General features: G+C 65.2%; 9 protein-coding genes. 5 read left to right on the forward strand and 4 right to left on the reverse strand.

Features of this window, described 5'->3' with window-relative positions; all coding sequences use genetic code 11:
* The 3 genes from ACOJTD_RS15855 to ACOJTD_RS15865 all read right to left on the reverse strand — a co-directional run.
* A partial coding sequence (locus ACOJTD_RS15855; RefSeq protein ID WP_420133856.1) for a metal ABC transporter permease occupies positions 1-796 on the reverse strand: 796 nt, incomplete at its 3' end.
* A 6-nt stretch (positions 797-802) separates the two neighbouring features.
* Entirely contained in the window at positions 803-1561 is a 759-nt protein-coding gene (locus tag ACOJTD_RS15860; RefSeq protein WP_420133857.1) for a metal ABC transporter ATP-binding protein, read from the reverse strand.
* Between the two features lie 3 nt (positions 1562-1564).
* A complete protein-coding gene (locus ACOJTD_RS15865) occupies positions 1565-1762 on the reverse strand; it encodes a hypothetical protein (RefSeq protein WP_420133858.1) in 198 nt (65 codons plus the stop codon).
* A 376-nt stretch (positions 1763-2138) separates the two neighbouring features.
* On the opposite strand from ACOJTD_RS15865, the gene ACOJTD_RS15870 reads away from it, so the two are divergent.
* From ACOJTD_RS15870 to ACOJTD_RS15890, 5 genes are all read left to right on the forward strand, one after another.
* The gene (locus ACOJTD_RS15870; RefSeq protein ID WP_420133859.1) at positions 2139-2846 is read left to right on the forward strand and encodes an outer membrane protein; all 708 of its coding nucleotides are present in this window, start codon (positions 2139-2141) and stop codon (positions 2844-2846) included.
* A gap of 237 nt (positions 2847-3083) precedes the next feature.
* Positions 3084-5222: a methyl-accepting chemotaxis protein gene (locus ACOJTD_RS15875; RefSeq protein ID WP_420133860.1), complete on the forward strand. Its 2139-nt coding sequence runs from the start codon at positions 3084-3086 to the stop codon at positions 5220-5222.
* A 149-nt stretch (positions 5223-5371) separates the two neighbouring features.
* Entirely contained in the window at positions 5372-6436 is a 1065-nt protein-coding gene (locus ACOJTD_RS15880) for an MBL fold metallo-hydrolase (protein ID WP_420133861.1), read from the forward strand.
* Between the two features lie 230 nt (positions 6437-6666).
* Positions 6667-7896 carry a 5-aminolevulinate synthase gene (gene hemA, locus ACOJTD_RS15885; protein WP_420133863.1) on the forward strand — a complete coding sequence of 410 codons (1230 nt, stop codon included), beginning with the start codon at positions 6667-6669 and terminating at the stop codon, positions 7894-7896.
* Between the two features lie 272 nt (positions 7897-8168).
* Positions 8169-11678, forward strand: coding sequence for a PAS domain-containing hybrid sensor histidine kinase/response regulator (locus ACOJTD_RS15890; protein WP_420133862.1), 3510 nt, complete (start codon positions 8169-8171; stop codon positions 11676-11678).
* A 327-nt stretch (positions 11679-12005) separates the two neighbouring features.
* Here the strand turns inward: ACOJTD_RS15890 and ACOJTD_RS15895 are convergent.
* On the reverse strand, positions 12006-12148 hold a 143-nt coding region (locus ACOJTD_RS15895; protein ID WP_420133864.1), incomplete at its 5' end, for a LuxR C-terminal-related transcriptional regulator.

Here is a 12148-nt window from a genome sequence, read left to right on the forward strand (position 1 = left end):
GATACAGCAGCGCCGCGATCAGGATGATCGCCGGCCCCGATGGCACCCGCGTGACAAACGACAGCACCAGCCCCGCATAGCCCGACAGCATCGCGCTGCCGACCGCGACCATCATCATGCCAGTGATGTCGCGCGCCCAGAACTTGGCGATGCCGGCCGGCAGGATCATCAGCCCCACTGCGAGCAGCGTGCCGAGCGCGTGGAAACCGTTGACCAGGTTGATCACCACCAGCGCCATGAAGGCCAGATGCGCCGGCGCACCGGCGCGGCTGACGGTGCGCAGAAACAGCGGATCGACGCATTCGATCACCAGCGGCCGATAGATCACCGCGAGTACGATCAGCGTCAGCGTAGCATTGAAAGTAATTACCAGGAGGGTGCGGTCGTCCATCGCCAGGATGTTGCCGAACAGCACGTGCAGCAGGTCGATATTGGTGCCCTTCATCGACACGATGGTGACGCCGAGCGCCAGCGACACCAGGTAGAAAGCCGCCAACGACGCATCTTCCTTCAATTCGGTGACGCGCGATACCACGCCGGCGAGGATCGCCACCGCGAAGCCGGCGATCAGTCCGCCGAACGTCATGGCGAACAGATTGAGGCCCGACAGCAGGAAGCCGATCGCGGCGCCGGGCAGGATCGCATGCGCCATCGCGTCGCCAACCAGACTCATCCGACGCAGCATCAGGAATACGCCGATCGGCGCGCCGCCGAGCGACAGCGCGATCACGCCGGCGAGCGCCCGGCGCATGAATTCGAACTCGGTGAATGGCGCAACCAGCGCCTGATACATCAGCATGAACTACGCAGCCCGTGACGGCGGCACGTCGGCGGTGCAGGCCGCAGCGCCGTCGTCGAACGCCTCGCACATCCGCCGCGCCTCGGCCTGATTGGCGGCGGTCAGCACCTCGCCTGTGGAGCCCCAGGCGACCGCGGTGCGTGCCAGCAACAGGGTCTCGGGGAAGCTGGCGCGGACCAGGTCCATGTCGTGCAGCGCGGCGATCACGGTGCGGCCCTCCGCATGCCAGCGGCCGACCAGCGCCACCAGATCGTCGATGGTGCGGGCGTCGACCGCATTGAACGGCTCGTCGAGCACGATGACCCGCGCATCCTGCAGCAGCACCCGGGCAAACAGCATCCGCTGGGTCTGGCCGCCCGACAGCGTGCCGATGTTGCGATTTTCGAAGCCTGACAGGCCGACGGCGCCCAGCGCCTGCACGATTCGCGCCCGTGCAGCCTTGCCGAGCCCGCCGAACGGGCCACTGGTTCGCCACAGACCGGTGCCGACGAAGTCGAACACCGAAATCGGAAAGCTGCGGTCGATGTCGGCCGACTGCGGCAGGTAGGCGATGTCGCGGACATCGAGGCCACCGCGGTCGATCGAGCCGGACAGCGGCTTGAGGATGCCGACGATGCCTCTGAATAAAGTGGATTTGCCAGCCCCGTTGGGGCCGACAACGGCGAGCAGCGCTCCGCCGGGGACTTCGCCGGTCAGATGATGGACGGCCGGATGGCGGTCGTAGCCCCATGTGACATTATTAAAACGGAGCTGCGCGGCCACGGATCACCTCATCGCCAGCAAAACGATCGCCCATAGCACCGCGCTGACCGCCACTGCGGCGGCCAAACGGGCCGCCAGGGTCATCCGCAGGATGGACCATGGCGGCACCTGCATCGGGTGCGGCAAATCGGCGCCATGAACGTGCATGTGGACAGACTTCGCGGCCGCGGGTTGCGGGAGATCGGTGCGTGAAACGTCCATTTTCGACCGTTTTCGTGAAGGGCCGATCGGCCTCTGTTACACTATAACAGGAAAACAGGCCCGCGGATCAACTGCGCGTCGGTCATCCGGTATTTAGGACCCGATCCGGACTAGTTCCCTATGCCTCAATCGCAAGCATTCGATGAAGAAAGCCTGAAAATGCACGACATCTGGGCAATTTCCCGGGAACCCGATTAAGGCAGATTTAAGGTTTCTTTTAGGTTCCATTAAGCAAGAAAAATTGTTGAAACTCATGCGGTTAGTTCGACCCCCACTGTTGCCTCCAGGTGACAGCATTTTGCTCAGGACCGAGCTAATCATGATGCAGATGGTGACGACACACGTCGCCTCTGTTGAAGACTCCTGGAGAACCACAATGAAGAAAATCCTTCTCGGCACCGTCGCGCTGGTTGCCCTCGGCGCGGCTCCGGCCCTCGCCGCCGACCTCGCGGCTCGCCCGTACACGAAGGCCCCGGCCTATGCGCCGCCGGCCCCGATCTACAACTGGACCGGCTTCTACATCGGTGGTCACATCGGTGGTGCGTTCGCCGGCGACAACAGCATCGGCACCGGCGTTACCGCCAGCAACAACGGCAAGTTCCTCGGCGGTGTGCAGGCTGGTTACGACTGGCAGTTCGCTCCGAACTGGGTGCTCGGTGTTGAAGGCCAGTACTCCTGGCTGAGCGGCACGAACCAGTCGGTCAGCTTCCCGGGCGTTGGCGGTACCTTCGTGTACGCCGACAACCAGCGCGGCCTGGCTTCGGTCACCGGCCGTCTCGGTTACACCTGGGGTCCGGCGCTGCTCTACGTCAAGGGCGGTTGGGCCTACGCCGACTACACCTCGAGCCTGACCTTCAATGGCGTCGGCGTCGCGGTGGACAGCAAGACCGACGGTTACACCGTTGGTGGCGGTCTCGAATACCTGTTCGCTCCGAACTGGTCGGGCAAGATCGAGTACCAGTACTACGACTTCGGCAACGTCACCCTCGCTCCGGGCTTCACCGCCAAGAACGACGAGCACGTTGTCAAGGCCGGCCTGAACTACCGCTTCAACTGGGGTGGCCCGGTCGTCGCCAAGTACTGATCTCTTCTGAGGTTACCCTCTCGGGGGTTGAGAAGGGCCGGCCGCGCGCCGGCCCTTTTTATTTGGGCCGGGACATACGCCTCCGAGCCACGTGCTTGCCGAAGACCTAGGAATATCCCGAGCAAATTGTTCAAAACGACACAGCGAAAATCGCACAAAAATTAACGCCCTACCCCGATAGTGCACTCAGCCTGGTCACACCACCGGCAGATAGAGTGGAAGCGTTTGGGGGCGGGAATGTTTGGACGACAAGGAAAGGGCGCGCGCCTGCGCGTTCGCATGCCGCAATTTGGAATCCGCGGCAGTCTGTTCGCAGCCTTTGCGGTGATCGCCGGCATGGCGATCCTGATCAGCGCCGGAGCCGGCGTCAGCCTGCGGAACCTCGGCGTGACGATGACGGACCTGAGCGGTCGCGACATCCCGAAACTGACCGCCAGTCTGCAGCTTGCGACTGAAAGTGAGCGACTGGCCAGCCTGGCGCCGATGCTGCTGGTGTCGGCCACGCCCGACCAGCTCAAGGAGCGGTCCGCGCAGATGAAGCAGGCGCAGGGCGTCGCTTCCGACAAGCTCGCCGAACTGACGAATTATGGGTCCGACAAGGCCGTGGTGGCGGCGATGTCGGAGACTCTGCGCAACATCGCCGACACGATTCGGAGCCTCGGAGCCGCAGCCCAGGAGCGGCTCGATCTCGCCCAGACCCACAACAAGGTCTACGACGCGCTGCGCAAGTCGCACGACGAGTTCATCGCAGTCGCCAATCCGGCGATGCTGAACGCGCAGACCCAGATGAATGCGGTGCTGTCCTCGGCCAACCTGTCGCAGGACGACGCCACCGAAGCGGGACGCCGAATCGAGCAGCTCGGCAACGTCATCGCCCTTAGCAATCTGGCTGCCTCCAACCTGATGTCGGCACTGTCGGCGCGTGACGCGGATGCGCTCGAGCCGGTCGAAACATCGTTCAAGGAGGCGAGCCAGCAGGTCAACGCTAATCTCGACGCGCTGCCGGCCGGTGAAACCACCGCGGCCATCAAGGCGGCGGCGCAGAAACTGCTGGCGCTCGGCGACGGCAAGACCAGCATCTTCAAGATGCGCCAGAAGGAGCTCGACGCCAGCGACTATAGCGACCTGATCCTCGACGAAACCCGCAAGCTCAATATCGGCCTCGGCATCAGCGTCAAGCAGCTGGTGGACAGCGTCCGCACCGCCACGACCGATGCTGCGGCGGAGGCCCAGCAGCAGATCACGCTGTCGACCCAGATCATGATCGCGCTCGGCGCGCTGACGCTGATCGGCTCGGCGCTGTTCGTCTGGCTCTATGTCGGTCGCAGCATCCTGCGCCGGATCGGCGGGCTGCAGCGCTCGATGCAGTCGCTGTCGGCCGGCAATCTCGACACCGCGATCGACCGCGGCAACCGCCGCGACGAGATCGCCGTGATGGCCGAATCGCTCGAAGTGTTCCGCGACAACATGATCCAGGCGCGGACGCTGAGCGAGGAGCAGGAGAAGGATCGCGTCGCCAAGGCCGAGCGCACTGCCCGGATCGAGGCGCGAATCGCCGAATTCGAGGCCACCGTGCGGGCCGCGATGGCCAAGCTGGAAGATTCGACCAATGCGATGCAGGAAACGGCGCAGAGCATGGCGACGACCGCCGAGCGCTCCAGCGCCATGATCACCGCGGTCGCTTCGGCGGCCGAGGAAACCTCGGTCAACGTCCAGACCGTGGCCTCCGGCACCGACCAGCTTACCTCGTCGATCAACGAGATCAGCCGTCAGGTCACGACCTCGGCCGAGATCGCCACCCGCGCGGTGCAGGAAGCCGGCTCGACCGACGCAACGATGCAGGGCCTCGCCGAGAATGCCGAGCGGATCAGCGCGGTGATCGACCTGATCCAGAGCATCGCGTCGCAGACCAACCTGCTGGCGCTCAACGCGACCATCGAGGCGGCACGCGCCGGAGATGCCGGCCGCGGCTTCGCGGTCGTCGCCGCCGAGGTCAAGGATCTGGCCAGCCAGACCGCAAAGGCAACCGAGGAGATCCGCGCCCAGATCGTCGACATGCAGGGTGTCACCACCACCGCGGTCGGCGCGATCCGCAACATCAGCCAGACCATCACCTCGATCAACGAAGTGACCACCGCGATCACCGCCGCGGTCGAAGAACAGGGCGCGGCGACCCGCGAGATCGCCCGCAACATCCAGCAAGCCGCCGGCGGAACCACCGAAGTCTCCGGCAACATCGTCGGCGTCAGCGCCGCCTCGACCCAGGCCGGCTCGGCCGCCTCCGAGGTGCTGGCGGCGTCAGGCGCGCTGCGGGAAGAAGCCGACCTGCTGCGCGGCGAGATCGACACCTTCCTGGCCAGCATCCGCGCGGCCTGATCCCGCCCGAAACTATCTAAAGGCCGGCGGTCCGTACCGCCGGCCTTTTTTCATGTGGCGGTCCTCGATCCGGGCAGGTGGCTCCTGCGGTTTTTCGGCTGGCGCCTGCGGGCTTGCCCGGCTAAGCCGGGTGTGGGAGCCTGCGCCAAATGCATAAGAAAAACGACGCCCTCGACCATCCTCACGACGACCTTCGCTTTCCGCTCGAGAGTCATCCCGGCCCGGACCAGGCGATCGAGATCGCCCCCGGCGTGCTGTGGCTACGGCTGAAGCTGCCGTTCCGGCTCAACCACGTGAACATCTATCTGCTCGCCGACGGCGACGGCTGGGCGATGGTCGACACCGGCTTCGGCAACGACGCCACGATCGAGGCGTGGGAGACGCTGTTCGCCGGCGCGCTGAACGGCTTTCGCATCAGCCGGGTGATCGTCACCCATGCCCACCCCGATCACGTCGGCATGGCCGGATGGATCGTGCAGCGCTTCCGCTGTCCCTTTTATATGTCGCAGATTGAGTATCTGCAGGGCGTCTATCACCAGAACCGCCGCACCGAAGAGCGCGTTGTCAATTCGCGCGAATTTTTTCAGCGCCACGGCATGGACGAGGCGATCACCGCGCAGTTGCTCGGCCGAGGCCAGGACTATCTGAAGAAGACGGTGCCGCTGCCCGCCGCGTATCGCCGGCTGAGCGCCGGCGACGACATCCAGATCGGCGCGCGGACGTTCCGCGTGTTCACCGGAGCCGGCCACTCCCCCGATCAGGTGATGCTGTATTGCGCTGCGGAAAAACTCTTCCTGTCCGCCGATCAGGTGCTGAGCAAGATCTCGCCGAATGTCAGCGTCTGGGCGCATGAACCCGACGAAAACGCGCTCGGCTCTTATCTGAAGTCACTGGCCGCGATCTCTGCTGCACTGCCCGACGACGTGCTGGTACTTCCCGGCCATGGCCTGCCGTTTTACGGCGCCAAGATCCGCATCAAGCAGCTCGCCGATCATCACCAGGAGCGCTGCGGCGTGATCGCCGACGCGTGTCGCGATGCACCAAAAACCTCGGCGCAGCTCGTCCCGGTGGTATTTCACAAGCACGTGCTAGATCCGCATCAGACCGGCTTCGCCGCCGGCGAACTGATCGCGCATGTCAACTACATGCTGGCCGAGGGGCGGCTGACGCTGGTGCAGCAAGGCGACGGCGTGCTGAGGTTCAAGAGCAGTTAACGCGCTGTCCGAATGATGCCGGACAAATCACCTCCGGCGGCAATTCATTGATCTTCATCAAGCTTTGACCTGCGCGAAGCGCAGTATAGGTCGCTGCAGGCGCAGACAAATGGTCCAATTGCGCCTCGACATCGTCGGTGGAAGAGTTCTAATTAGACGGTCATTTACGGCCGTCAGGCCTCTCGAAGCCTTCGTTGTTCGACCCCGTCCGTTCCAATCAGGTCATCGCGATGCAGTACAATCAGTTCTTTCAGGACGCTCTCACCCGCCTGCATGACGAGCGTCGCTACCGCGTGTTCGCCGATCTTGAACGGATCGCAGGCCGGTTCCCGCACGCCGTCTGGCATTCCAATTCCGGTCCTCGCGATGTCGTGATCTGGTGCTCGAACGATTACCTCGGCATGGGTCAGCACCCCAAGGTGATCGGCGCGATGGTGGAAACCACTACCCGCATCGGCACCGGCGCCGGCGGCACCCGTAACATCGCTGGCACACATCATCCGCTGGTGCAGCTCGAGCAGGAAATCGCCTCGCTGCACGGCAAGGAAGCTTCGCTGCTGTTCACCTCGGGCTACGTCTCCAACCAGACCGGCCTGTCCACGCTCGGCAAGCTGATCCCGAACTGCCTGATCCTGTCCGACGCGCTCAACCACAATTCGATGATCGAAGGCATCCGCCAGTCGGGCTGCGAGCGTGTGGTCTGGCGCCACAATGATACGGCGCATCTCGAAGAGCTGCTGATCGCCGCCGGCCCCGACCGGCCGAAGCTGATCGCGTTCGAGAGCCTGTACTCGATGGACGGCGACACCGCGCCGCTGGCGAAGATTTGCGATCTCGCCGAGAAGTACAACGCGATGACCTATTGCGACGAAGTCCACGCGGTCGGCATGTACGGCCCGCACGGCGCCGGCGTCGCCGAGCGTGACGGCGTGATGGCGCGGATTGACATCATCGAGGCGACGCTGGCGAAAGCGTTCGGCTGCCTCGGCGGCTACATCGCCGGCAAGGCCGAAGTGATCGACGCGGTGCGCTCCTACGCGCCGGGCTTCATCTTCACCACCGCGCTGCCGCCGCCGATCTGCGCCGCCGCGACTGCCGCGATCCGGCATCTGCGCGCCTCGACTTGGGAGCGCGAGCGCCATCAGGACCGCGCCGCCCGCGTCAAGGCCGTGCTCAACAATGCCGGCATCCCGGTGATGCCGACCGACACCCACATCGTGCCGGTGTTCGTCGGCGACGCCGAGAAGTGCAAGAAGGCCTCGGACCTGCTGCTCGAACAGCACGGCATCTACATCCAGCCGATCAACTACCCGACCGTCGCGCGCGGCCTCGAACGGCTCCGCATCACGCCGTCGCCGTATCACGACGACAAGCTGATCGACGCGTTGGCCGAAGCGCTGGTCTCGGTTTGGGGCCAGCTCGGCTTGCCGCTCGGCGCCAAGGCGATCGCGGCGGAGTAATTCGCCGCGCGACTGCGCATCGTTTTTCGGCGGGGCGCCCGCGACCGGGACAATCCGGTTGCCGGCGCCCCTTCGCGTTTTGGGGCACTGCGCACGCTCCGGAAGCTGGACCGCGAACCACGCGGCACCTCCGTAATCCACCGCTCAGGTTCTGATACAAACGAGGGCTGAGCTCGGATAAGCTCCGAGCGCTCCCGCAGACCGGCATCCGATCCGCCGGGAGTTTCCGGCCGGTTGTCGGCTGAAGCATGACGCGAGGGAGCACGACCGCGATGCTGCACGATTGGGGCGTGATCGCAGCCGCGCTCGCCTATATCGGCTTTCTGTTCTACGTCGCCAGCATCGGCGACCGGCTGTCGCAGCAGCAGCGCGAGCGCGCCGGCGGTCTGATCTATCCGCTGTCGCTGGCGATCTATTGCACCTCCTGGACGTTCTTCGGCTCGGTCGGCTTCGCCAGCCGCACCAGCGCGGACTTCCTCGCCATCTATGTCGGCCCGATCCTGCTGATCGCGGTAGCGACGCCGCTGCTGCGCCGCGTCATCAAGCTGGCGAAGTCGCAAAACATCACCTCGATCGCGGACTTCATCGCCGCGCGCTACGGCAAATGCCAGAAGGTCGCCGCCACCGTGGCGCTGATCGCGATCGTCGGTTCGGTTCCTTACATTGCGCTGCAGCTCAAGGCGGTGGCGTCGTCGTTGCAGACCATCCTGGGCGACGACCACAACATCGCCGACATTCCGATCGTCGGCGACATCGCGCTGATCGTCGCGCTGGCGATGGCGCTGTTCGCGGTGCTGTTCGGGACGCGGCGCGCCAGCGCCACCGAACACCAGCACGGCCTGATGCTGGCGATCGCCACCGAGTCGATCGTCAAGCTGGTGGCGTTCCTCGCCGCCGGCATCTTCGTCACCTTCTGGATGTTCAGCCCCGCCGACCTGATCGACCACGCCATGAAGATGCCGGAGGCGATGCGGGCGCTGGAATCCACGCCGTCGCCGGCCACCTTCGTGACCATGACGGCGCTGTCGTTCTGTGCCTTCCTGATGTTGCCGCGGCAGTTCTATGTCGGCGTGGTGGAGAACACCAACGACGCGGAGGTCAGCCGCGCCCGCTGGCTGTTTCCGCTGTATCTGGTGCTGATCAATCTGTTCGTGATCCCGATCGCGCTGGCGGGCCTGGTGCGGTTTCCGTTCGGCGCGGTCGATAGCGACATGTTCGTGCTGGCGCTGCCGATCGACGCCAACGCACCGCTGCTGAGCGTCGCGGTATTCATCGGCGGCCTGTCGGCCGCCACCGCGATGGTGATCGTCGAATGCGTCGCGCTGGCCGTGATGGTGTCGAACGATCTGGTGATGCCGCTGGTGCTGAAACGTCACGGCGCGCCGCGCAACGATCAGCGCAGCTTCGGCACCTTCCTGCTAACGGTGCGGCGCGTCGCGATCTTCGCCATCCTGATCCTCGCGTACTTCTACTATCGCGCGCTCGGCAACACCCAGCTCGCCGCGATCGGCCTGTTGTCCTTCGCGGCGATCGCGCAGTTCGCGCCGGCGTTTTTCGGCGGCCTGATCTGGCGCCGCGCCACCGCGCAGGGCGCGATCGGCGGCATGATCATCGGCTTCGCGGTCTGGGCCTACACGCTGTTCATCCCGAGCTTCATGGAGAGCAGCACCGCGGGACTGTTGTTGCTGCAGCACGGACCATGGGGCCTCGAAGCGCTGCGGCCCCAGGCGCTGTTCGGCGCCGATCTGCCGCCGCTGGTCCACGGCGTGGTGTGGAGCCTGTCGCTGAACCTGCTGGTCTATGTGGCGCTATCGCTGCTGAGCCAGCCGTCGTCGATCGACCGGCTGCAGGCCGAAGTGTTCGTCCCCGATACGCTGACGCCGATGACTCCGGCATTCCGGCGCTGGCGCACCACTGTCACGGTGCAGGACATTCTCGGTGCGGTCGGCCAGTATCTCGGCCCGGAACGCGCCCGGGAATCGTTCCGGACTTTCGCGATCGGCCGCGGACTGACGCTCGATCCGACCGCGCCCGCGGATTTCGAACTGCTAAAACATGCCGAGCACCTGATCGCCTCGTCGATCGGAGCCGCATCGTCGCGCCTTGTGCTGTCCCTGCTGCTGCGCAAGCGCACGGTCTCGGCCGAAGCCGCGCTGAAGCTGCTCGACGACTCCCACGCGGCGCTGCACTTCAACCGCGAGATCCTGCAGACCGCGCTGAACCACGTCCGCCAGGGCATTGCGGTGTTCAACCCGAACCTGCAGCTGATCTGCTCCAACCGGCAGTTCGGCGAATTGCTCGGGCTGCCGCCGCACATCGTGCAGATCGGCATTCCGCTGATCGAGATCCTCGAATTCCTGTCGACTGCCAGCGGCAGCCAGGTCGATGTCGAGGCGCAAACGCAGATGCGGCTCGCCTCCTACACGACCGAGGGCGAGCCGTTCCTGGAGCGGCTGCACGACCGGCATCTGGTGATCGAGGTCCGCGCCAACCGGATGCCCGACGGCGGGCTGGTGGTCACCTTCTCGGACGTGACACCGAGCTTCGAGGCCGCCGAAGCGCTGGAGCGCGCCAACGCCACGTTGGAGCGGCGCGTCCGCGAACGCACCGAGGAACTGACGCGGCTGAACTCGCAGCTCGCACTGGCCAAGAGCACCGCCGAAGAAGCCAACATCTCCAAGACACGCTTCCTCGCCGCGGCCAGCCACGACATCCTGCAACCGCTGAACGCGGCGCGGCTCTACGCCACCAGCCTGGTGGAGCGGCAGCACGGCAGCGAGAATTCACGGCTGGTCGAAAACATCGACGAGTCGCTGGAAGCGATCGAGGAGATCATCGGCGCGCTGCTCGACATCTCGCGGCTCGACGCCGGCGCGATGACGCCGTCGTTGTCGAACTTCGTGATCGGCGACCTGATGCGCTCGCTGGAAATCGAGTTCACGCCGGCGGCGCGGGCCAAGGGCCTGAAGCTGAACTTCGTGCCGTGCTCGCTGCCGGTGCAGTCGGACCGGCTGATGCTGCGCCGGCTGCTGCAGAACCTGATCTCCAACGCGATCAAATACACCCCGCAGGGCCGCGTGCTGATCGGCTGCCGGCGGATGGGCCAATCGCTGCGGATCGGGATCTACGACACCGGCGTCGGCGTGCCGATCCTCAAGCGGGGCGAGATCTTCAAGGAATTTCACCGGCTCGAACAGGGCGCGCGGATCGCCCGCGGTCTCGGCCTCGGCCTGTCGATCGTCGAGCGGCTGGGGCGTGTGCTGAATCACGGCATCGCGCTGGACGCCAATCGCGGCGGCGGCTCCTGCTTCTCGGTCACCGTGCCGATCGCCGAAGTCGTCAATCACACCACCGCCGTCACCAGCGCGACGCCGCTGTCACGCGCCTCGATGAGCGGCAGCCTGGTGGTGTGCATCGAGAACGATCCGGCGATTCTCGACGGCATGAAAACGCTGCTGACCACCTGGGACGCCAGCGTGATCGCGGTCGCCGATCCGGAAGCGGCCATCAAGGCGATCGAAGCCGCCGACCGGCGCATCACCGGCCTTCTGGTCGATTATCACCTCGACCGCGGTAACGGCATCGCGGCGATCCGCGATATCCGCGCCCGCTTCGGCGCCCACATGCCGGCAATCCTGATCACCGCCGACCGCAGCCCCGGCGTCCGCGCCGCCGCGCGGCAGGAGGAAATCGCCGTGCTGAACAAGCCGGTGAAAGCGGCATCACTCCGGGCACTGCTCAGCCAATGGCATGCGCAACAGTCGGTCGTGGCGGCGGAGTAGTTCTCTCCCCTCTCCCGTCATTGCGAGGAGCCGAAGGCGACGAAGCAATCCAGCCCGGTGCACTGAGCTGGATTGCTTCGCTGCGCTCGCAATGACGGTGGGACTTCGTCTTCGCCACGCGACCGAGAACGCGGCCTATGAAACGAAGGCACGGCGCTTCAACGCGTCATGCCCGGCCTTGTGCCGGGCATCCACGCCTGGCCGACGGAGACGCAACAAAAGCGTGGATGGCCGGGACGAGCCCGGCCATGACGAGTGGAAAGTCCACGACGTACCTTGATGGGCCGGAGCCGGTGCGAGCGCGAGCCACTCGTATTCGGGAGGCCCTTACGCCACCGGTTCGTCCTGGCGCCACTGGCTGCCGGAGATCTTGGCGGCGGCGATCACGGCCTGGGTGCGGCTTTCGACGCCGAGCTTCTGCAGGATCGCCGCGACGTGGGCCGTGATGGTGGCTTCGGAGACACCGAGTT

Origin of the sequence: Rhodopseudomonas sp. (assembly GCF_048594845.1) — a bacterium.
Classification (GTDB): Bacteria; Pseudomonadota; Alphaproteobacteria; order Rhizobiales; family Xanthobacteraceae; genus Rhodopseudomonas.